Annotated in this window: 17 protein-coding genes and 1 pseudogene; 11 read left to right on the top strand and 7 right to left on the bottom strand. The window is 35.8% G+C overall.

Annotated elements, in window-relative coordinates:
- Nucleotides 1-498 carry a MarR family winged helix-turn-helix transcriptional regulator gene (locus C245_RS0109400; RefSeq protein WP_017496342.1) on the bottom strand — a complete coding sequence of 166 codons (498 nt, stop codon included), beginning with the start codon at nucleotides 496-498 and terminating at the stop codon, nucleotides 1-3.
- 215 nt (nucleotides 499-713) lie between these two features.
- Here C245_RS0109400 and C245_RS22850 point away from each other — a divergent pair, with 215 nt between their 5' ends.
- Nucleotides 714-2,261, top strand: a complete 1,548-nt coding sequence (locus C245_RS22850) for an alkaline phosphatase family protein (protein ID WP_017496341.1) — start codon at nucleotides 714-716, stop codon at nucleotides 2,259-2,261.
- Between the two features lie 166 nt (nucleotides 2,262-2,427).
- A complete protein-coding gene (locus tag C245_RS0109390) occupies nucleotides 2,428-4,824 on the top strand; it encodes a TonB-dependent receptor (protein ID WP_017496340.1) in 2,397 nt (798 codons plus the stop codon).
- A gap of 77 nt (nucleotides 4,825-4,901) precedes the next feature.
- Here the strand turns inward: C245_RS0109390 and C245_RS22845 are convergent, their stop codons facing one another.
- Nucleotides 4,902-7,049 carry a TonB-dependent receptor gene (locus C245_RS22845; protein ID WP_017496339.1) on the bottom strand — a complete coding sequence of 716 codons (2,148 nt, stop codon included), beginning with the start codon at nucleotides 7,047-7,049 and terminating at the stop codon, nucleotides 4,902-4,904.
- A 296-nt stretch (nucleotides 7,050-7,345) separates the two neighbouring features.
- Between C245_RS22845 and C245_RS0109380 the strand changes: the two genes are divergently transcribed.
- The 6 genes from C245_RS0109380 to C245_RS0109355 all read left to right on the top strand — a co-directional run bounded on the left by C245_RS0109380 (nucleotide 7,346) and on the right by C245_RS0109355 (nucleotide 13,031).
- Nucleotides 7,346-8,227 carry a bestrophin family protein gene (locus C245_RS0109380; protein WP_026109971.1) on the top strand — a complete coding sequence of 294 codons (882 nt, stop codon included), beginning with the start codon at nucleotides 7,346-7,348 and terminating at the stop codon, nucleotides 8,225-8,227.
- Nucleotides 8,228-8,264: 37 nt separating this feature from the next.
- Nucleotides 8,265-8,720 carry an MgtC/SapB family protein gene (locus C245_RS0109375; protein ID WP_035746451.1) on the top strand — a complete coding sequence of 152 codons (456 nt, stop codon included), beginning with the start codon at nucleotides 8,265-8,267 and terminating at the stop codon, nucleotides 8,718-8,720.
- A 128-nt stretch (nucleotides 8,721-8,848) separates the two neighbouring features.
- On the top strand, nucleotides 8,849-9,709 hold the full coding sequence (locus C245_RS0109370; RefSeq protein WP_017496336.1) for an AraC family transcriptional regulator: 861 nt from the start codon (nucleotides 8,849-8,851) through the stop codon (nucleotides 9,707-9,709).
- Between the two features lie 70 nt (nucleotides 9,710-9,779).
- The gene (locus tag C245_RS22840) at nucleotides 9,780-10,835 is read left to right on the top strand and encodes a hypothetical protein (RefSeq protein ID WP_017496335.1); all 1,056 of its coding nucleotides are present in this window, start codon (nucleotides 9,780-9,782) and stop codon (nucleotides 10,833-10,835) included.
- A 161-nt stretch (nucleotides 10,836-10,996) separates the two neighbouring features.
- Entirely contained in the window at nucleotides 10,997-11,971 is a 975-nt protein-coding gene (locus tag C245_RS0109360) for an ornithine cyclodeaminase family protein (RefSeq protein WP_017496334.1), read from the top strand.
- Nucleotides 11,964-13,031: a proline racemase family protein gene (locus C245_RS0109355; protein WP_017496333.1), complete on the top strand. Its 1,068-nt coding sequence runs from the start codon at nucleotides 11,964-11,966 to the stop codon at nucleotides 13,029-13,031. Before C245_RS0109360 ends, C245_RS0109355 begins: the two co-directional genes overlap by 8 nt.
- A 134-nt stretch (nucleotides 13,032-13,165) precedes the next feature.
- Here the strand turns inward: C245_RS0109355 and C245_RS0109350 are convergent, their stop codons facing one another.
- From C245_RS0109350 to C245_RS0109335, 5 genes are all read right to left on the bottom strand, one after another.
- A complete protein-coding gene (locus tag C245_RS0109350) occupies nucleotides 13,166-15,577 on the bottom strand; it encodes a TonB-dependent receptor domain-containing protein (protein ID WP_017496332.1) in 2,412 nt (803 codons plus the stop codon).
- Nucleotides 15,578-15,587: 10 nt separating this feature from the next.
- Nucleotides 15,588-15,791, bottom strand: a complete 204-nt coding sequence (locus C245_RS23660; protein ID WP_017496331.1) for a hypothetical protein — start codon at nucleotides 15,789-15,791, stop codon at nucleotides 15,588-15,590.
- Nucleotides 15,792-15,809: 18 nt separating this feature from the next.
- Nucleotides 15,810-16,016, bottom strand: coding sequence for a hypothetical protein (locus C245_RS23655; protein ID WP_017496330.1), 207 nt, complete (start codon nucleotides 16,014-16,016; stop codon nucleotides 15,810-15,812).
- 69 nt (nucleotides 16,017-16,085) lie between these two features.
- Complete coding sequence (locus tag C245_RS0109340; RefSeq protein ID WP_017496329.1) at nucleotides 16,086-17,351, bottom strand: HAMP domain-containing sensor histidine kinase; 1,266 nt, start codon at nucleotides 17,349-17,351, stop codon at nucleotides 16,086-16,088.
- Nucleotides 17,344-18,021 (bottom strand): response regulator transcription factor, encoded by a 678-nt coding sequence (locus C245_RS0109335; RefSeq protein ID WP_017496328.1) that lies wholly within the window; start codon nucleotides 18,019-18,021, stop codon nucleotides 17,344-17,346. Before C245_RS0109335 ends, C245_RS0109340 begins: the two co-directional genes overlap by 8 nt.
- 791 nt (nucleotides 18,022-18,812) lie before the next feature.
- Here C245_RS0109335 and C245_RS0109325 point away from each other — a divergent pair.
- The 3 genes and pseudogenes from C245_RS0109325 to C245_RS0109315 all read left to right on the top strand — a co-directional run bounded on the left by C245_RS0109325 (nucleotide 18,813) and on the right by C245_RS0109315 (nucleotide 23,604).
- Complete coding sequence (locus C245_RS0109325) at nucleotides 18,813-19,640, top strand: phosphatase PAP2 family protein (RefSeq protein ID WP_026109970.1); 828 nt, start codon at nucleotides 18,813-18,815, stop codon at nucleotides 19,638-19,640.
- Nucleotides 19,621-21,146: pseudogene (gene eptA, locus C245_RS22830) on the top strand (phosphoethanolamine--lipid A transferase EptA). Before C245_RS0109325 ends, eptA begins: the two are co-directional and overlap by 20 nt.
- 736 nt (nucleotides 21,147-21,882) lie before the next feature.
- The gene (locus C245_RS0109315; protein WP_017496325.1) at nucleotides 21,883-23,604 is read left to right on the top strand and encodes an FAD-dependent oxidoreductase; all 1,722 of its coding nucleotides are present in this window, start codon (nucleotides 21,883-21,885) and stop codon (nucleotides 23,602-23,604) included.
- The last annotated feature ends 1 nt before the right edge of the window (nucleotide 23,605 follow it).

Here is a 23,605-nt window from a genome sequence, read left to right as displayed (position 1 = left end):
TTAGGTTTTTAAAATTGCTTTTGAATATTCTTGTTTAAATCTGTAGTAAAATGTGGTTTTATCCAGAGCTTCATCGATCTCGTCCAGATATTTAAGAATACCTAAATCGTGATCCAATACACTTAATATAGTAGCCTCACAGCTGTTCCATATCAATTCAAATTGCGGCAGAGAATGAATTGATTTTTCAGAGAGAGAAACCATTTGTTTTCTTTTGTCCTGCTGATCTTTTTCTACAATTAAATAACCTTTTGAACTCATATTTTTTACAGTCATAACGAGAGTGGGATGCGCGTATCCCAGACTATCGGCTATTTCAGCAATGGACAGTTTTCCTTTATCCCGTAGAAGCATAAAAATCAGATACCAATGTGGTTCAATTTCGATGTTGTTTTCTTTGTAGAATTTCTTGACACTATAAGATATTTTATCACTGATTCTTTTCATCCTGGAATCCAATGCTTTGTACCCTAAATTTTTTAAAAAATCTGAATTCATGTGTTTTATTATTTAGAACTAAAGTAATAAAAAATATTCATAACTATATAGTTGACTATATAATTTAATTAAAAGAAACCCAAGTGATACTAAAATTGGGTATTTGGTAAGAACGTTTGCTTATAGATTTCAATCGAAATTCACAAAATGCGTAAAACTACTCAAGTATTATTTGTTTTTATTTTCTTACATTAGAACTGAAAAAAAACAGAAAAATGGAAAATCAAAGTCAATTTGATGGGTTAGGAACTTTTGAGCATATCGTAGTTTTAATGCTGGAAAACCGTTCGTTCGACAATCTTTTAGGATATCTCTATGAAAAAGAGGAAGTGCCGACAAATAAGTCTTTTGACGGACTTTATAATCCGGAAATTGATTATGCCAATCCGATACCCCCAAGAGTGACTAATACTTTAGGGAATAAAAGTATTTCACCTTCACGGGCTGCAAATTACCAGACACCTTATCCGGATCCAGGTGAAGAGTATCCACATGTAAATACGCAGCTTTTTAACAACATTGAGCCTTCGTCTAATGTCGGTTTATCTGATTATTTAATGACAAAACCTTACAATCTGCCTAATCCTGTGCCTCCTAAGGCTGGTATGAATGGTTTTGTCAACGATTACGAAAGTAATCTGAGGGCAACCTATCGTATTGACAGCCCCACATACGAACAGTATGAGGTAATCATGCAGTGTTTTCAGCCCGATCAGATTCCGGCAATGGCAACTTTGGCTAAGGAATTTGCGGTTTTTGATCATTGGTATTGTTCAGTACCGAGTCAGACTTACTGCAATAGGGCTTTTTGGCATGCTGCCAGTTCAGGAGGTAAAGTGATTAATCCTCTTGGTGAGGATGGGAGCGGACTTCCCGGAATTGATGCTGACTTGCATGATATGGATTCGTGGATCAAAGAGGTTTGGTCGCTTCCAACTATTTTTGAACGCATGAATGAAAAGGATGTCTCCTGGAAAGTCTATTCACCTATTGCACCTTTAAGCCTGACCAATATTGTGAATGGTTTTGGAGAAGGAAAATACAATACTCACGGACATCTTGACTTTTTTGTAGATTTAGAATTTGGAACCCTGCCACAATATTCCTTTGTAGAACCGCAGTTTCTTCACAAACACAACGATCAACATCCATCCGCAGTAAATCATGCCTTAACTGTTGGCACCGTAAAATTAGGGGATGAATTGATACGAGAGGTATATACTGCTATCAAGAATAGTCCTAAAAGAGATAAAATACTTTTTATCATTACTCATGACGAACATGGTGGTTGTTATGACCATGTAAGTCCGCCGGAGACAGTGCCGCCTGTTGCCGGTATGAAAGGTGAGTGCGATTTTACTTTTGATCGTTTGGGTGTGCGTGTTCCTATGATAATGGTGTCTTCGTATATTCAGCCCAATACCATAATCAACGGACAGTTTGAACATACTTCATTTATAAAAACGGTCTGCCAGAAGTGGGGACTGGATCCGTTAACCGATAGGGATAAAGATGCTAAAATCCGGCCTTTTACAGAAGTTTTTTCGAGCCAGAAGAGAACAGAGTGGCCTGATATCCCCTGGGAAATGAAATTGGAGGACCTGCTTCCTGAGCTTGATACCAGCAGTGATCCATTAAACGGATTGCAAAAAGCGATGTTAATCAGTTTATTGCATATTGAAAAGGAGAGAGGACTTGGTAATACTCAAAAAGAAGATATAAAAACCATCGGGGACATGATGGAGTTCATCAAAAGATTCTAATTTAATTTTATTAGAAAAAATGAATATTGCTTTTTTTCTAATAAAAGAATGAAAAATAGTACTTAAAAGTATCAAAACAGGGTTGTTATCTAGAATAAATCAAAATAATTTGGTTTGATTTGATACAAATAATACATTTGCGTTATTAAAAATAATTCTAAATAACATGAAAGTAAAAGTACTATTGCCACTTTTGGGCTGTTTGATGATGCTGCTTACGGCTTCTGCATCATTTGCACAGACGGGTACAATAAAAGGAACGGTTTCATTGTCTAATGATGAGGCAGCAGATAATATCTCTGTAACACTGAAAGGAACAAAGATTGGAACTACCACTGACGCTCAGGGAAATTATGAGATCAAGAACATCAGACCCGGAAATTATATTCTGAAGGTTTCGGTAATTGGGTTTTCATCTAAAGAAAAAAATGTTGAAGTTTCAGCAGGAAGTAATCTTGTCGAAAATTTCACACTGCTAACTACATCTGAAGCACTTACAGAAGTATTTGTAAAAGGGAATGCTAATAAATATACCAAATCTGAAAGTCAGTATGTGTCGAGGATGACGATTAAAAACCTTGAAAATGCACAGGTTTATAATGTGGTTACTAAAGAGTTAATCAAAGATCAGTTGGTAACCAATCAGGATGAGGCATTAAAAAATGTACCGGGTTTATATCAATTATGGGCAGCCACCAATCGTGCCGGTGACGGAGCTTCATGGTATTCTTTACGTGGATTTACTACTCAGAGTTTAGTTAGAAATGGTCTTGCCGGAAAAGTAAACAGTAACACTGATGCGGTAAATTTAGAAAGAATCGAAGTGATAAAAGGGCCATCAGCAACACTTTTTGGAAATGTGGTTTCTTCTTACGGTGGATTAATCAACCGTGTAACTAAAAAACCTTATGATAATTTTGGTGGAGAAATTTCATATCAAAACGGAAGTTATGGTTTTAACCGTTTAACGGCCGATATCAATACTCCAATTAATGATGACCATACCGCATTGTTCAGATTGAATGCTGCTTTTGGAAATGCGAATACTTTTCAGGATTTCGGTTACTCAAAGAGTTTCTTCGTAGCACCGTCTTTTGCTTATAAAGTAAACGATAAACTTACCATCTCTATCGATGCCGAAATTGGAAATCAGGACAACTCCGGTATGCCTTTAATTTATCTTCCTTTTGGAGTTTCTATTGCTGACTTAGGAGTTAATAATGCTAAGAATTTGGATGTTAATTTCAAAAGATCATTTTTAGGAGATGAATTTATGACCAACACCAAAACATTAAACGTTTTTGCACAGGCTCTTTATCAAATTTCTGACGAATGGACTTCTCAAACCGTATTCAGCAGCAGTTCTAATAAAGCAAGTGGTTTACAAACATGGTTTTATCTTTTGAAAGATCAGGAATTCTCAAGAAACGCCTGGGATGCAAATGGAAAAGATAACGCAATCGAATTCCAACAAAACTTTAATGGTGATTTCAAAATTGGATCCATGAGAAACCGCTTCTTAGTAGGTGGTGATATCTATTACGGTTCAAATAAATTAGTGTACCAAAGTTTACCGGGTTATGCGCCGTTTGATACCATAAAGTATACAGGAGCGGTGACTAATTATTATGACTTTAACCCAACAAATGTAAAGGATGCACTTACCGGAAAAGGGAATGCTCCTTATACTACTAACAGTTCTATAGCGACATATAGTGTTTACGTAGCAGATGCAATCAACATTACAGAAAGATTAATTCTTTCGGCAGCAGTGCGTTTTGATCATTTTCAGAATAAAGGATCATTTGATCCTGCTTCGAATACAAAAGCGGACAATTTTTCTCAAAATGCCTTCTCACCAAAATTTGGTGCCGTGTATCAAATCGTAAAAGATCAGGTATCTGTTTTTGGAAATTACCAAAATAGTTTTACCAATAAAGGATTCTTAAATGCTAATGTTGGCGGAAAGCTTGAAATGAAACAGTTTGATCCTGAAAAAGCAAATCAGCTTGAAGTTGGTGTGAAAGTGAATGCATTCCAGAATAAAGTAAGCGCAACTTTTAGTTATTATGATATCAAAGTTGACAATATTGTAATCGCAGATCCGAATCTTCCAAATGCGAGCATACAAAACGGAACACAATATAGTAAAGGTTTTGAAGTAGAGCTTACAGCTAACCCAATTCCGGGATTGAACCTTCTTGTGGGGTACTCTAATAATAACTCTAAATTAAATGATTTAAGACCTGTAACTGCAGGACCTGAAAATCTAATCAATTACTGGTTCAGCTATAACCTTCAAAAAACAAAACTGAAAGGTTTAGGTTTAGGATTTGGAGGGAATTACGGAGACGCTACCTACATTTACAATAATGGACCTGGTCAAACTTTTGAGCTTCCGTCATATGCTGTGGTTAATACTGCTTTGTACTACGATCAGCCGAAATACAGAGTGTCTTTAAAAGTAAATAACTTAACAGATCAATTGTATTTTAATGGTTATACGACAATAAATGTTCAGGCTCCACGTACTGTTATGGGAAGTTTAACTTATAAATTCTAGTTTTTTTTAGAATACTGAATACAAAAAGGCTCGAACGTAATGTTCGAGCCTTTTTTTGTTGATGACTTGTGATGTAATTAGAATGCTTGTGTAAAACTTAAGGTCAGTCGCGTACCATTTTCTTTCACATAATTCATATTGTTCGATTGCCATTGTGAGATAACTGTATAGTAGTCTTTGTTAAATAAATTCTCAATACCTAAACGAATTGTACTTTTTTTCATAAAAGTATAACCGGACGAAAGATTAAAAGCGGTGAATGATTTTATTGGTCCTGTTCCATAAGTATAAGCTCCATTAACAGGCTCAAACCTGTCTCTTCCCGGTGTATTGATCATTTGAAGAAAAATCGACCAGTCTTCGATAGGCCTAAATACAGTATAAGCTGTTATTTTTGGCGGATTGATGCGGTCACCTCCTAAATACACTTTTTTGTCGGCAAGTTCACGTTTCCCTTCTGTAAGAGAATAACTAGCTCCGATATCTATTTTGGAATGAAGACGGTATTTTGCTGATAACTCAAAACCATAGATCTTTTCAGGTGAACGGGAAATCTGTGGATTACCGTCGATATAAACATAAGAAGCACCTAATTTGGAAGTACTGTAATAAACAGCTGCTTCATAAGATAATCGATCTACAGCTCCGGAGAATCCAAATTCATAATTATTGGCAGTAACCGCTTTTATTGAAGTGTTGTTAACGGTATTTTCTTTTGCAGCACGTAATACTAAGCCTAAATCGGCTACACTGAAACTTTGAGAAAAACTTACAAAAGGTTTAAACAAGTTCCATTTTGTATATCGCAGTCCGGCATTGAACATTAGCGCATTAAAATGTAATGCCCCGCCGTTTACTGCGACACCTCCACCTACATAAGTTCCGTTTACATAATTACGAATACCAATGGTGGTATAGTTAGGAACGTCAATGTTTACATTTTCAAGTCTCAAACCGGTTTTAAATACCAAGTTTGGTCCAAACATGTTTTTAATTTGAAAGTATGGAGCGAGGTTGGTCATATTCATTTCCGGAATTACCAATCTGCCATCAGTAAGATGAGTATCGGTAATATCTGAAAGAATATCCAGTCCGTAAGTGACATTACCAGATATAAGAGAATTGATTTCGTATGGACTGTTTAAATTCAAACGAAAACCAAACTTTTTACTTTGTGTAGCAGGTTGTCCTTTGTTTTCAAAAAAGTCACTATAGTTAATAAGTGTAAGATAATCTTGAAAGTAAAGAGTAGCATTAATATCTGTATTTCCAATAATATTTTCCCCAATATAACTTAAAGCCGCATTGTGGTTATAAGGAGTTCCTTCCGGTTCTCCGGGACGTGACCCTTTGATTCCGGTAGTAGGCTGGTCAAAACTTCCATAGACTCCGGCTTTAGCGATATAATCGGTATGCTGTGTACTTTTGAAATAATTGTACATTAATTCCAGACGATTGTTAGCGTTAAAATCATATCCGATTTTAGCAAAAGCATTCCAGTTTCTAAGATCGTTCATTCCATATTCCGGTGAAAGAACACGTCCTTTTGCATCGCGATAAAGTCCTGTTTCTTCATAACGGCCACTAATTACATAATCGAACTTCTTAATTTTTCCGTTGAACTGCTGTGACACAAAGAAACCGGCAGTTTCTTTAGGTTTAATCAATGAGAAAGCTGTTCCGGCCTCTGTTGATCCGCTTATTGCTTTATCGGTAGTTGGTTTTTTTGTAATATAATTGATCAAACCACCATCAGCACCGTTACCGTAAATTGCGGTAGCACCCTTAATTACTTCAACACGATCCAGGACTGTAGGATCCAGAGAACGCATGTCTTTTGCTCCATCCCTTAAAGGTGTCGATTGCGGAATACCATCAATCATTACTAATACGCGGCGGCCACGTAAAGTCTGACCTAAATTCTGAGTTCTATTTGTGGTAAAACCTAAACCCGGAACTGTCGTACCCAGAATATCACTTAAATTGGAGCTTATGCTCAGTTGCTGTTGTAATTGTTTCTTTGAAAGTATCGTTACTGAGGAGGGAACTTCGTTTAAACTTTCGACTTGTCTTGTAGCAGAGATAACAATTTCTTTTAATTCATTGTCAGATTTTGATTGATCAGGTAAAATACTGTCCTGACTTTTGGGATTTGTTTTAGAAGCTTGTTGTGCGGAAAGTGAACTTATAGTAAAGAACACCATCAGCAAAGAATAAATTCGCATATTTTGTTTATTTAGATTTAATTAAAATAATTGCAAATATAAAGAATCTATTAGAAGAAAAGCAGCACGATTTTAGCTGCTTTTCTATTTTATTATTTAGTTTCGTTGGAGTTAGTTATTTAATTCGGCTGATTTGAGTTTTGTTATTCCTTCGTGAAGAATTTGATCTTTCAAAGTTTAATAAGAGGCGGTCCAAATGACTAAGTAACAGCTATAAATAACTTTTACCTCAATTTAAATTTTTATATTTGAATTGTCTGATATAGAGTTGATTGTTGAATTTTTAATCATTACTTATGTTATTAAATAGGAGAATATCACTTTTGTACTTTGTTAATGAGATCAGATCGCAGATTGTACTGATCGTACTATTTGCGGTATTAATTGGATTGCTCGACATGCATCCCTTATTTCAACAGGTATCTCTGCCGTTAAGTATTCCGGCATTAGTGGGTACTGCGGTTTCTCTTCTTCTTGCTTTTCGGACAGCGCAATCGTACGAAAGATGGTGGGAAGCCCGAACCGTTTGGGGAGCGATAGTAAATGATTCCAGGACTTTAATCCGGCAGATAATCCAATTTACATCAAAAGAAAATAAAGAGATTGCCGATGCTTTTACAGAAAGACAGATCATCTGGCTTTATGCATTGGGAGAGTCATTGCGCAAACAGCCGTTTTCACCAAGGGTGCAGACTTATCTTGATACTTTTCAGATCAAAGCCTCTAATATCCCTAATGCTTTGTTGGATAAACACTCCCTGAACATTGCCGAATTGGCGGCACAAGGACTAATTTCAGAGTTTAAACAGGTGCAGTTAAATGAAACATTAGCCAGGCTTTGTGACAGTATGGGTAAATGTGAACGTTTAAAAAATACCGTTTTTCCAAAATCATACAGCGTATTAGTTCATACCCTGATCTATGTATTTGCAGCTATACTCCCTTTTGGACTCGAAGACTCACAACTGGTAGTAGAGATTCTTATAACGATATTGATTCCTGTTCTGTTTATTTCCATAGAAAAAACAGCTATTATAATGCAGGATCCTTTTGAAAATACACCTGTTGACACACCAATGACTTCGCTTGCAAAAACAATAGAGATCAATCTGCTTGAAATGACAGGGGCAGAAAATATACCAGTAAAAGAAAAAAACGAGCTTTATTACGAGATGTAATAAACTTAAAATGGGGGCATTAAAAAAGTATTTTATTATGGATATTGAATTTGAACTTTTACTTTCTGCCAAATTACTGTTGGCGCTTTTATTGGGAGGAATTATTGGTATTGAGAGAGAAAGAGAACAGCAGAATGCGGGTGTGCGAACTTTTGCCTGTATTTGTGTAGCTTCTTGTCTTTTTGTTTCTATTGCTGCTCATCTCACCGAGGATAAATCGGCTATTGCCAGAATGCTTGCTGCTATTGCAACGGGACTTGGTTTTATAGGGGCAGGGCTTATTTTTAGAGATGAAAAAAATCTACCTAAGGGATTAACTACTGCATCGGGTTTATGGACGACTTCGGCTGTAGGTATGGCCATCGCGCTCAATATGTTTGTTATCGCCATCTGCTCGACAGCGATTATCCTTTTTATATTTACAATTAATCAATTCTCATGGTACAGAAAGTTTGTGGAGAAATTATTTAAAGATAAAAATCTGAAAAAGTAATCTAAATCTGCAGGTAGGTATTGAGAGTGAAATTATTCAGAATCATAAAAAAGAGATTTCTTTCAACAATGTAAATTTGTATTTTTAATTCATCTATAATACAGTAAGAAATTAAAAAAGAAAAAGCATTGGTCACAAAAATTAAAACGTATCATTTTCTTCCCTATAAGTACGGTTCGGAATTGCTGTTGGATATTGGACGTATCGAAACATTGGAAAATTTTGTATTAGACAATACGTTACATCAGCTTAGTTTTTACGAAATTCTTTTCATCGAAGAGGGAGCGGGCGCTATTACATTGAACGAGAATAAGATGGTAATAAGCCCGGGAACTGTTATTTTTACAAGTCCGGGACAAGTGCGCTGTTGGGAGATTGAGCAGACGGTAAAAGGGTATACACTTTTCTTCGAAAAGGATTTTCTTTATCTTTTTTTCTCGGATGAACTATTTCTGTATCGATTTCAGTATTTTCATCAATATTCTCGTCCAACCGAGATGCAGCTATCGGAGACATCTTTCGCAAAATGTCTGGAACTTTTGTATGGAATTGAACTGGAGTTTGATGAACTTCAGAATGACAGCAGTCATTTGATCAGGTCGCTTTTGTATCAATTGCTTGTAATTCTCAATCGATATTATGCCGATGTTCACAAGGTTCAGAGAGATACCTATGTTCATTTAGACTTTTACAGATTTCGATCTTTGCTGGAAAAGAAATTCACAGCAGATCATAGTGTTGAAGCTTATTCAAAAGCCCTTACTATCAGCTCGGGATTTCTTAATAAAATTTGCAAACAATTTAGCGGATTATCAGCGCAGCAAATGATTCATCACAAGCTGATTTCGGAAATAAAGAAACAACTTTGTCAAAACAAATCCGCAAAAGAGATTTCTTATGAGTTTGGTTTTTCAGATCCATCTAACTTTAATCGCTTCTTTAAAAAAATAACAGGGACTACACCTCAACAATATAGAAAGAATCAATAATTGACCATTTTAAAGATAAAATGACCATTTTGACAGGATGAGAATATTCTAATTTTACAAAAAAAAGGATATGATAAAATTCACACTTAAATTTCTATTGTTGGTAATGAGCGTATCGTCCCTACAGGCAGAACAGCTATACGTTAATCCTAAGACAGGTCATGACACAAATTCAGGACTAAGAACGCATCCATTAAAAACACTTGCAGAGGCGGCAAAGCGTATAAACTTAAACAAAGAACAGGGAGCAACAACAATTTTCCTTTCAGAAGGGGTACACCTGTTAACGGAGACCGTTATCTTCACAAATGATAAGTATACTTTAAAAAATCGTCTGGTCATTCGTGCAGAGATTATGCCTGATGATGCGGATTGGACCCCTCAAAAAATGCCAGTTGTAGTTACGGCAGTACCGCTTTTACCGGGAGTGGGAGGAGAAGAGGCCAAAGGCATACAGCCTGAGGTTAGCCATGTAACCATTGAAGGTCTGCGATTTACAGGTAGTCCCGATTACTCTTATATAGATGGTAATAACCTGCGTCGTTCCTATCCGATATGGCGTTATGGGAAAAGACTGGACGATTTGCTCGTAACGCAGTGCCTGTTTGCCGGGGATGTTGATGTATTGCCACTGCATGTAGGGGTTATAGCCAATGGTTATGGACTGGTTATTGATCATTGTGTTTTTTTCAACTGCAAAAATCCGGTTGTTTTTTGGCAAACCGATGGAGGAACCGGAAGTCCAAATGTTATGCGTTATTCACTCGTATATGGCAGTTATTTTAGTGGTGTTTGGACGACACAAAGTACCAATGGAGACCATTTCGACTTTCATCATAATATAATAGCAAACAGCAGTACCGTATGGATACGAGAAAAAGGAAGCACACGCCAGTACAAAGCTTCGGACTGCCTTTTTACAAATTACACCAATTTGGCAGGGTACGGAAGTGGTCCGTTAAGTGGTAACGATGCAACATCGACAGACTTTCTAAAAATGGAAAACGTACAAACTACGGGAACTGTAAAAATTGAAAAAGATCAGAGCAAACGCAATTACCTGCAATTGGCCGAAGGTTCAGCAGGTTCAAATCTAAAAGCGGGGCTTTTCAAAAAGGATCAATAAGTTTTGAAATTTCACGCTGAAACTTTTTTTATAAACTAGGATCGTGAGACTCGTTAATCTGTACTATGTTAACCCTAAATTGGCATATGTTATCTGATTACGCATGAAATAGTATTAAGATAGAATAATCTTCTATTTTTAATAAAATTTCAACAAAAAACATGCAACCAATATCGCTTATTTCAGATCATTTTATTGAAGAAAAATGTAATTTTAAAGAACTTATAGAAAGACTTCGGGCTGGGTTTTCGACTTCGGATATCAACGTGCCTATGCGCCATCATCATGATTATCCTAATCCGGAAGAAGGCAAAGATTCTACACTGCTGCTAATGCCCGCATTCCAATCGGGTAAGGATTTAGGAGTAAAAATAGTGACGGTAAGTCCCAATAATGGTAAATATGACCTGCCTTCCATTCAGGGCACTTATATTTATCTCGACGGGCACAAAGGAAATATAAAGGCAATTCTTGATGCAAAATCACTAACAGGCAAACGTACTGCGGCAACCTCTGCTTTGGCAAGCAGCTATCTTTCGAGAAAAGACTCCTCGTCTATGTTGATGATTGGTACAGGAGCATTGGCCATCAATTTAATTCAGGCGCATGCCAGTGTGAGACCTATAAAAGAAGTTTATGTTTGGGGAAGAACTATAGAAAAGGCACAATTGGTTTGCCATGCACTCAAAAAATTCCCATTTACTTGCAAACCCGTTTCAACTATAGAAGAAGTTATTTCTCAGGTTGATATCATTTCGTCAGCGACTTTATCACCCATTCCGCTTGTTTTTGGAAGATGGCTGAAAGCAGGGCAGCATTTAGATCTTGTTGGAGCATACAAAAAAGACATGCGTGAGGCCGATGACGAAGCGGTTCTAAAATCGAGCCTGTTTTTGGATACTTATCAGGGCGGACTAAAGGAAAGCGGCGATATTTTGATTCCGCTAACAACTGGTATTATCACGGAAGAAACTATCAAAGCCGATTTGTTTGAATTGTGCAGTACTGCAAAACCGGGCAGAACCTCTGAGACTGAAATCACTTATTTTAAATCGGTTGGACATGCTTTAGAAGACCTTGTCGCAGCCGGATATTTTTATGAAGCGTATAATCTAAAAGCACAAAAGAATGTCTAGTACTTACCAAAATATTTGTAATAATACCGATTATAAAGCAGACGCTTCCGTCCTGCAGATCCAAACAATTGATATGCATACAGGCGGTGAGCCTTTGCGTGTAATTGTTTCCGGTTTTCCGAAATTGAAAGGAAATACTGTTTTAGAATACAGGAGAGATATAAAAGAAAATTACGATTATTTAAGAACGGCATTGATGTTTGAACCTCGCGGTCATGCCGATATGTACGGTTGTATTTTACTTCCGCCAAATGATGAAGAAGCCGATTTTGGTATTCTTTTTATGCATAACGAAGGATACAGCAGTATGTGTGGTCATGCCATTATTGCGATAAGTACTTTGGCAGCAAAAATGAAATGGATCACGGTAAAAGAAGGTGAGAATGAATTGAAAATTGATGCTCCCTGCGGTCGGATTTTTTCGTTTGTCACGGTAGTAAACGGAGAAGTAACGGGGGTACGGTTTCATTGTGTGCCAAGTTTTGCCGTAGGTTTAGATCGTGTTGTAAATGTTGAGGGAATTGGTGATGTCGTTTATGATTTGGCCTATGGAGGTGCTTTTTATGCTTATGTTGATTTGAGAAAAAATACACATTTGAATTTTGGATTAACGGAAGAAAATTACCGAACCATTATTCAAATCGGGGTCGATATCAAACATGCCGTAATGAAGCAGGATGCCGAAATTCAGCATCCGTTTGAGGAGGATTTGAGCTTTTTATATGGAACTATTTTTATAGATGAACCGTTGAATGCTTCTAACCACAGCCGAAATGTTTGTGTTTTTGCCGATGGAGAAGTCGATCGCTCTCCAACAGGTTCCGGTGTTTCCGGAAGAATTGCGATTGAAAAAGCCAGAAGTGCTATCAACTTGGGTGAAGTTATTACGATAGAAAGTATAACGGGAAGTACTTTTAAAGGATCACTTGTCAGAGAAGAAAAATTCGGCCCCTTCAAAGCTGTAATTCCGCAAGTGGAAGGAACGGCTTTTGTAACAGGAGTAAATACGTTTTTAATAGATCCGAAAGATCCTATGAAGAATGGTTTTATACTAAGATAATGATCCGTTTAAAAAATATTTAGAATTACAATTAGTATAAGATCAGGCGTTTTTAAGGAAAAAAAAGCTCTCCATAAGCTTCCAAATCAGGAAGTTTATGGAGAGATAAAAGTATTCAAAACGTGATTTAGAAATTAAAATTTGTAGCTGTATCCAAATCGCACCACTTGTGTTTCATAAAAATCTTTGCTTCTATAATTAAAACCCTCACCTTGAATATCTTTTCGTATGCTTAGCGTGTTGAAAATATCGGTGGCATTTACAAAGACTTCACCTTTTCCTTTTTGTACTGTTTTCTTTAGTCCGAGATCAACAGAAAATCTGGAGTCAATTTTTCCTTGTGGAATAATATCAGGAGCCAGATAAACAGCAGAAATTTGACCTTTTAGTGTTTTGTTTAACTGAAGGCTGTTGTTCCATTTTAAATTTCCGGAAACCATTTGTTGACGTTTTCCATAGTATGTACTTGGCACCGGATATAGATTTGTTACGGTAAAAGCATCGATGGTATTTTGATATAGATTTCCGTTCAGGTTGAAAGAATACCAAGGTGTTATTTCTTTTGAATAAACAGCTTCGATTCCAACTGATGAACTTTTATCTGCGTTTTGAAATACATTATATATCAGTGAACTTCCGGGTACAGTAGTGGCAATACGGGCAATAGTTCCATTAATGATTCTGTAATAAACAGAGGAAGTGAAATAACCTTTTTCTATCGTTTTTTTATACCCTATTTCAAAGGCACTTGTAAATTGCGGACGTAATGCAGGATTTCCAACTTTGATAATTTCGGCATCATCATATTTTGGAAAAATACGGATGTCAACCTCTGCCGGTCGGTCTACCCGACGGTTGTAAAAAGCTGTAATTTTATTTTTGTCATCAATTTTGTATCCAAAACGTACATTAGGAAACGGTTCTGTATAATTGTATCCGTCACTTTTGTAAGTGGGATGATTGGGATTAACATCGTACTGCAGTTTTACATATTCAAGTCTTAAACCAAGTTCTGCTTCAATTTTGTCCGTTTCGAAAATATAATTGGAGTAAAGAGCAGGAATGATTTCTTTATAATTGGCCCATCCTCCTGCATTGGCATCAATAGGAGAGTTCACGCCCGGGAAGAATTGCATATTGGTAGGGATTTCTCTGTTTCTGAATTTGAAACCTGTTTCAAATCGACCATATTTTAACGGCCTTATGTAATCAATATTAATATCCACTACTTTTTCATCCGAAAGCAGTTTAAAAGCATCCTGTCCAACCGAAGTTGGCAATGTATTGGTAAAGAAGTATTTTTCATCTTCCCTGTGATAGGTATAGTTGATACCTGCATTTAATTTATGCCCGGGCTGTTTGAATTTATGTTCGTAAGAAGCGCTGGCCATTACCGTTGTTTTGAGCTCATCTTCTAAAAACGACCACAGGCGCAACCTTTGAGAATAATCTTGATTGAAGAAAGGCTCATCACCGTTGTCGATAATTTTTTCACTTCCAAAAAGTGCCGAAAAAGAAAAACTGTTATGTTCATTGTAGTTCCAGTCTATTCCGGATTTTAAAGTGGTAAAATGAGTATTACGGTTTCGTACCGTTTGCTGGTTGATGATGGTACCGTCATCATAAGTACGGGTTACAAATTCATTTTTATTGAGTGTTTCCGTATACAGATAATCGGCCTGTAAATACGTATTTATTTTTTCTTTTCTGTAATTCAGAGACAGTGAAGGATTGATTTTAGGGGTCATTTGATATTGCGGACGGATGCTTGGCAAATTAGCTTTGCGTTCCCATAAAGCGCCATATCCTGAGCTGATTCCTATTTTACCGTTTAGTCCTTCCTGTTTGTTTTTTTTGTAAATAATATTGATGATACCCGCATTTCCATTGGCGTCAAACTTGGCCGAGGGATTGTTTATAATTTCAATTTTTTCAATGGCAGATGCCGGAATATTATCCAGACCCGATTGATTTCCAAAACCAGTCAGGGCAGTTTGTTTTCCGTCAATCAAAACCATTACTTTATCATTGCCTCGAAGCTGTACCTTCCCTTCATGGAGCGTAACACCCGGAAGATTTTGCATAGATTGTAAAACCGAGCCTCCGCTTTGGGCGATGTTATCCGATACGGAGAAAACTTTTTTATCCATTTTGGCACTTACTTCAGATGATTTAGAAGTCACAACAACTTCAGATAAAGTATTGATGTCCTCCTCAAGTTCGATGGTGTTGAGGTCCAGGAAATCGGATAGCGTCCCTACAAAGATTTTTTGTGATTTGGTTTTGTAGCCCACAGCCGTAATTTCCAAAGTATAATTGCCTGTAGCTACATTGGTCAGGTTAAAGCGTCCTTCTTCATTCGTTAGAGTGCCGAAAAGCATTTTTTGATCTTTGGCCGTCTTTAAAACGACATTTATATAGGGTAGAGAAGATTTTGTTGTTTTGTCTTTAATTAAGCCCGAAAGCGTTGCGGAGCTGTTCTGCGCCGTTGCATTGAATGTTTTAAATACAAGTAAGGCGAATACTAAAAATATCTTTAATTTCATTGGAATGGTTTTAATCTGCTATGCTTTTAATGTAAGTTCCTTGTTTGTCAAAAATCAGGTCGATAGTGTTAACCTGTGCTTCAAAAGTTATCGTGCCATGAGCATCAGTGATGACAGCTGCTTCTTTGATCTGTTTGTTTTTATAATTTTGTTGAATGTAAGCCAACGCTTTAGCCGGAAGTTTTTTCACACTGATTTCTTCTTCGGTTTCCAAAATAGTACCGTTGGAATCTTAGAGTACCGCGTGTTCCGTTTTGAATACTGCAAAAGAAGCTTCGTAATTGTTCTTTTCTTTTTCCCACTTCACATTGTTCTGATTCGGATAGGATTTTAGAAAGGTTGATTTTACGATAGCGGGAATGTCTTTTTCATTTACTTTTTGCGCTATGGCATAAGAAGAAAAAAGCAGGACCAAACATGCCAGAATTGAATTTTTCATGAGTACTGTTCTTTTAATTAAAAATTACAGTACAAATATTAGATACGAATCTGTAGGAAGTTTGAATTTTTAAAATTTGACTGTAAAACTGTGCCTATTATTAGAAAAAGCATAGTTTATTTCCCAGTGATTCAGTTCAGTGATTTTTTTGATGATCGCGAGACCTAGGCCGTTACCCGTAGAGGAAGGGTTGTTTTTATAGAACCTATTAAAGAGTTTTTCAATGGCAAGGGAGGTGGCTGGTCCGGTGTTTGAAAAAATCAATTCTTTCTCTGTAATTTTGATAATGATTTTCCCGTTTTGCTCGTTGTGGCGAATCGCATTTAAGAATAAATTATTAATAAGGACTTCCGTAAGGGCCGGATTTCCTGTAATGGTTACTGTAGAAACAAATTCAGTGTAGATTGTGATGTTTTTGGTATTCCCTTGTTCGGTAAAAAAGTCCAAATGTTTTGTAATATAATCATTAAGGACTATCGTACTTTTTTCAAGAAAACTTTCATTGTCAATTTTCGACAGCAGCAATAGATTTTTATTCAATCTGTTAAGTCTTGCAACATCAAGATTTAGTGAAGAAACCAGATGGGATTGTTCTTTGTCCAGATTCAATTGTGTCAGCGTATCTATTTTGGTTTGAAAGAGGGCCAGAGGAGTTTGAAGTTCATGGGCTGCATTTTCGACAAATTCTCTCTGATTTTTGTAAATAGCGGTGTTTTTTTCAATCAGTCTTTCAAGACTTTTATTCAAACGGTCAAATTCATTTATATCGGTAGGCAAAAAGTGAGGAGGTTTGTTTTTGTCTATTTCAAAATTCTCAATCTGATGCAATGTATTATAAAAAGGACTCCATATTTTGGCCGCTGTGGCTTTTGAAATCAAGATGATTCCGATTAACAGCATAATGATGATAAAAAGAAAGATAAGAGCAATGCTAAATACCATTCCTTCCATTTCCAAAAGATTTATTTTTTCGGTGTAGGTGTATTTTTTGCCGTTTATAGTTACAGGAGCATAAAGTACACGAAAGGGCTCTTTTTCTTTTGCAATAGAATCATAAAGCATTTTTCCAACAATAGAATCTTCCTTAACACCCATGTCCGGAACAATCATTACTTCATGGTTGTACTTGTTCCATAAGTCAATATCTTTTTGTGTAAAATCCTTATGACTTTCTTTGATAAAAGCACCTTTGTGAAAATGCAGTACTTCATCAGTCTCATAAATGTAAAGCTGCTGACTGATAAAGTAGAATAATGGTGCTGCTATTACTAAAATGATAATAGCATAAGCAAGAAAACTGCTGGTTGTTTTTTGAAGTAATTTTTTGCTATTCATTTTCCCATTTGTATCCCAGTCCGTAAACTGTTTTGATATAATCCCCGCTTCCTGCCTGACTGAGTTTTTTCTTTAAATTTTTAGTATGCGCGTAAATGAAATCATGATTGTCCAGCATATCAGCCATATCTCCGGAAAGATGCTCGGCAATGGCGGCTTTTGACAATACTTTATTGTCATTCCCAATTAAAAATAACAGTAAATCAATTTCCTTTTTGGTAAGATCCAGTTTAGTATCATTAACCATTACCGATTTTGAAAGGATGTCGATTACAATTTCATTAAAAATGATAGTGTTATTTCCTTTGAAATTTTTGCGTCGTATGAGAGCCTGCATGCGTACCAATAGTTCAGAAAGGTGAAATGGTTTGGTTAGAAAATCATCTGCGCCAAGATTAAATCCCTCAATTCGTGTTTCGAGTGTTTCTTTAGCCGAGATAACAATAACACCGTCCGTTTTATTTTTTCTTTTGAGTTCTCTTAAAATATCAAAGCCATCACCGTCAGGAAGCATAAGATCCAAAAGGATACAGTCATAATCGTAAGAATCAATTTTACTAAGTGCCAGACTGTAGCTTTCGGCTGTTTCACACTGAATGCCGTTTGTTTTAAAATAATCCCTGATGCTTTGAGCAATTTGCTGCTCATCTTCTATGATTAAAATTTTCATGCTGCAAGTATAACCTGGAATTTTGTAGAAAAATTGAATCTTTTATTTTTATTTCTTGATGTAACCGAATCAATTCAATTTTTAACGACCTTTTCCGTTCTTTGATATCCATCTAAAAGTAGTGATTTTAAAAGAGAACGAAAAATGTTAAAGAGTTTCGGTGTAGCGTTTGAATTAAGATATAAAAATGTCGTTATTTGTATCATTATGGTCGATATTTAAGATGGTTTTGTAAGATTTTTGGTTGGTCATTGAAAGATATTATTTGATTTTAACAAAATGAAAGAAAATTATTACGTTAATAAAATGTTAGGAAATATGATTATTTTAAATAAAGTATTTATTTTGCCCAAAATTCTAAATTTCTTCTAAATTGAACCATTACTTTACTTGTCATTAAAGGTTATTATATGAGAATCGAAAAAAAAATTAACAAGGTTTCAGAAGACGGATTATGTAAATTATCCGTTTTTTCGAATGTTTCTGTTTTTTTTTCGTTTTTCTTTCAAACTGCTTTTTATTATTGGTACTCAAAAATTGCAAGTTTCATTTCAATTTACTTTTTTAAGATTTTATTTCCCTTACGTAAAGGGGTATCATTTGTGTTATTTTATTTAGTATATCTTTTACTTTTCTCCAAAAGATGGATAGGTACTTAAACGGTTATGGATTTTTTAATCTCCTCTTCATTTTAATTACAAAACTTTGCGGAGGAAATGAGCGATAATTGTTAAGTCGCTTTCCTCTTAAAAAAATAAGTCGCCTTTAAATTTACCATAACAAACAACACAATGAATACTAGTATTATTAAAAATTATTCAAAACTTAAGTTCTCCTTATATTTTTTGCCCTTATTCTGTTTAGCTGCTCTCGTAATGTTTCTTTATTATGAGAATGCTTTAAGTGTTTATAATTATGCACAAATTCAAAAAAGCACCTTTCTTTATATTAATTCCCATTTAGGGCTTTATCCTAATTTACAATACAATCTTACTCAACTTGGAGACGCTTCGATTTTTTTATCCTTTTTAGCCCTTTTTATACTCTATGCACCCAAATTATGGGAAGCTTTGCTGTCGGGTTTATTATTTTCGCTCTTATTTTCCTGTCCGTTAAAAGCAATATTTGGTGTTCCAAGACCTGCCGTAATTTTTAATAATGAAATTACATGTATTATGGGAAGAAAATTATGTGGCTTCAATAGTTTGCCTTCAGGACATTCGATTGTCGTTTTTACTGTATTGACCATTATCTTATTTGCCTTTATGCCGCAGCGATTGAAATTTAAAGTTCTGTGGTCCGTATCAATCATTACAATAGGATTTATTTTAGCATTTACACGAGTAGCTGTAGGGGCACATTATCCCCTTGATGTAATTACAGGAAGTATTCTGGGGTATATTTCAGGAATCTCAGGTATTTTTATCAGCAGAAAATATAAAATAGGGGCCTGGATCAACAATGATAAATACTATCCCATTTTTATCGCATTGTTTATTATTTGTTGTATTTGCTTGGTCGGCAAAATTATTAAAGAAAATTTGATCATATATTATCTTTCGTTTATTAGCTTAGCAGTCTCACTTTATAAGATTACTTATGTTTACGTTAAAAAATAATTTAAGAATAACTCATTTTGTTCTATTGATGAGTTTTTTGATTTTTTTGTTCTTCCACCTGCCATTTTACACCTTTGTTTTTAACAATGTCGATTATAAAAGTCTGAATGGTATTATTTTGATTGTGAGTTTGGTAATTCTAATGCTGGTTCTTAATGCATTTGTTTTATATCTTCTGTTTTCGCTCTCTCGTCATGTTGGGAAAGTTTTGCTGATCTTGTTTTTTATTGTTAGTTCAATTGCAGTCTACTTTGTGAATACGTATAGTGTCATCATTGACGAAAGTATGATTGGCAATATTTTGAATACCAATTACGAAGAATCCAGCAGTTTTTTTCTTTTAAAGTAATTTTGTACGTAATTTTTCTTGGAATTATTCCGAGTATTTACATTGCAAAGGTCAAAATAACTAAGGTACCATTGAAGGAGTTTTCCATCACTTCTTCACTAACTTTAGTATTCATTGCCGTTTTGGTATTTGTTAATGCCAGCAATTGGCTTTGGATTGACAAAAATTCGAAACGACTTGGAGGTCTTGCAATGCCATGGTCCTATTCAGTTAATACACCGCTATTTTACATTCATAAGTTCAAGAAAAATGAAAAGGAAATTTTGTTGCCCAATGCTGTTATAAAAGATAATGAGAAATCAGTTGTAGTTTTGGTTATCGGAGAATCGGCCAGAAGGCAAAATTTTTCTCTTTACGGTTATAAGAAGAACACCAATCCGTTACTTTCCAAAACAGAAAATGTATTTCATTTTAATGCCAATTCTTGTGCTACATATACTACTGCAGGTGTAAAATGTATTTTAGAGCATAAGAACAGTGATGATCTGTATGAAATTTTGCCTAATTATTTATATCGAAATAATGTTGAGGTCATTTGGAGAACGACCAATTGGGGAGAACCGCCAGTTCATATAAAAAACTATCAAAACAAGGAAGCATTAAAAGCCGACTGTAAAGGTGTGGAATGCGAGTATGATGAGGTTTTACTAAGAGGATTAAAAGAGCAGATTCAGGCCAGTAAAAAGAATAAAATACTAATTGTACTCCATACCAGTACAAGTCACGGTCCTACATACAGTAAAAAATATCCGCCACAATTTGAGACGTTTAAACCAGTTTGCAATAGTGTTGAGTTGGGTAAATGTTCTCAAAATGAACTTCTTAATGCTTACGATAACACAATTGTGTATACCGATTATATACTTCATAGTGTAATTGAGGATTTAAAAGAACTAAAAGAATACAAAAGCACCATGATTTTTGTTTCGGATCACGGAGAATCTTTAGGAGAGAAAAACCTTTACATGCACGGTGTGCCTATTAGCATTGCCCCTAAAGAACAATATGAGATTCCGTTTATTGTGTGGGTATCTGATCATTCAAAAGAGCTTAAGCCTAATGAAACATTAACTCAAAACCATGTTTTTCATAGTGTTCTAAAATTTCTTAATGTCGAAAGTCCGGTTTATGATGAGAAAATGAATATTTTTAAATAAGAAGTATTTGTGGTTTTGTCGCAGCTGTGGTAACTTGTTATCTCGATGATTTCTAATTGAGTGGAACAGCTGCGACAGAAGCTGATATTGACTATAAAAAGAGCTTTTGAATACTTAGTTTAACCCGTTGGGTGTAATTATTTTTAAACATTGGAGAAACATAGACTTTCTTCCTGTAAAAAAATTGATGACTCTATGCGTTAAAATATTTTTTTACACGCAGATCTTGCAGATTTTCTAATCTTTTTAATCTGTGGCTATTCTTTAAACACATAAACATAGACTCTTTTATTTAAAATAGGACGTTTTACATTTCACTTCTTACTTTTTTCGGAGAATCTATGTCTCTATGCGTTAAATATTTTTTTACACGCAGATCTTGCAGATTGCTTCGCCTGTTCGCTATCGCTCGGGTCTGCAGATTATCTATTTTTTTTAATCTGTTAATCCTTTAATCTGTGGCTATTCTTTAAACACATAAACATAGACTCTTTTATTTAAAATAGGACGTTTCACATTTTACTTCTTACTTTTTTCGGAGAATCTATGTTTCTATGTATTAAATGATTTTTGTATTAATTACACCAACAACCTTATTTTAAAAACTTTTTGATCAGAGAGATAAAAAATCTGCTTTCTACTAATTAAAACAGGTAGAATTACGCTTAAAAATCACAGTTTTAGTGAGTTTATTTGTTGTTACCAATAACATATCAAACAAATAAACTCCCTAATTATGGAAAACTACTTACACGGCTTACTCGACGAAGAGAATGACCCAATTATTCAGCAATATTTAAAATACATCGACGAAGGAATTCCCCGTACGGATAAACCAAAAGACGTATTGATCATTGGTGCCGGAATGGCCGGAATGGTAGCAGGGGCTATGTTAAAGGAGGCAGGCCACAAGGTTACAATAGTGGAATCTAATACCCGTGTTGGCGGCCGAATTAAGACTTTCCGAAATTCTGATGATAAAAAATATTTTGAAGATGACACTGTTTATGGCGAAGCCGGGGCAATGCGCATCCCGACCATACATCAGATGGTACTCAAATACATCGATAAACTAGGACTCAAAACAGAGCCTTTTTATTATTTGTCGGTTGATAAAGCTCAGGCAATTGCATATCAGGCGGATCCTGCTAAACCAAAACCGGAAGTTACAAGAAACTCTCTTTTTTACGTCAACCGCAAACGTGTGGTTCAAAATGAATATATCCCAAAGGATGCGAGTAAAATTGTCGATGTAAACGCCTTGCTCGACTTTCATTTAGGCAGCAGCGAAAACATGCGTGCAGACCAGTTAATGGCCAATTTAATTAATCCGCTTAAAGCTTTTATTGCAGAAGATCCGGAGAAAAACTGGCCAGTGCTGATCGAGCGTTACGGAGAGTATTCGATGCGTCGTTTCCTGAAAGAACATTCCATGTATTCAGAGAATGCTATTGAAATGATTGGTGTGCTCCAAAATCTGGAATCCAGAATGGCTTACGATTTCATCCAGAGTTTTATTGAACAAAATATTATTAAGGATTCTACGCGATTTATGGAAATTGTAGGCGGATGCGACAAGCTGCCTAATGCCTTTTTTAAAGCCCATAAACTAGAAGAAAATACCTATTTCGATTGTAGGATGACTAAAATGATGCTTGTCAACGACAAGGTAAAAATAGAAGTAGACATAGAGGTACAGCGTGACCCTCAGTTTTATGAGGATGCAGGATTCAAAGCATTAAAAACACCTGTTAGCGATATGGAATTTGATGAAGTAATTGTCAGCATACCATTTTCGGCACTAAGGCACGTTTATGTAACACCACAATTCAAGCAGCAAAAACGAAAAGCAATCCGCGAATTGCATTATGATTCTGCTACTAAAATTCTGCTTGAATTTCGTGAAAAATGGTGGCAGGAAGCTCCGTATAATATCGTGGGCGGTGGTACCATTACCGATTTTTCTAACCGTTTTACGTATTATCCGAGTAATGATTTGGGAAGTAACGGACATGGTGTCGTTTTGGCTTCCTATTGCTGGTCAGACGAAGCAAGCCGCTGGGATTCTATGGATGATGATGACCGATATTTCTATGCACTTAAAAATTTGGCCATCATGCACAGCGATGATGTGAAAGAACAACAGCGTATTATCGATCTTGCTGTAATCAGTTCAAGTATCAAAGACCGCAAAGGGAAACCCGGAAAATTAGTGGGTGCTGCAACACAAAGCTGGATGCGCGATCCTTATGCTTTTGGCGAAGCGGCAATCTTCAACCCGGGTCAGTTACAGTTGCTACAACGCCATATTATTTCTACAGAATGGAAAGGAAAAGCGCATTTTGCAGGAGAGCATACTTCTCTAAAACATGCCTGGATTGAAGGCGCTATAGAATCGGGAATTCGCACCGCACTGGAAGTTAACGAAAATATAGGTAATCTTAATAACCCGATTTAAG

Source organism: Flavobacterium sp. WG21 (assembly GCF_000335775.1).
Classification (GTDB): domain Bacteria; phylum Bacteroidota; class Bacteroidia; order Flavobacteriales; family Flavobacteriaceae; genus Flavobacterium; species Flavobacterium tructae.
The sequence above is the reverse complement of the archived record's forward strand: the minus strand, read 5'-3'. Positions and strand labels throughout refer to the sequence as shown.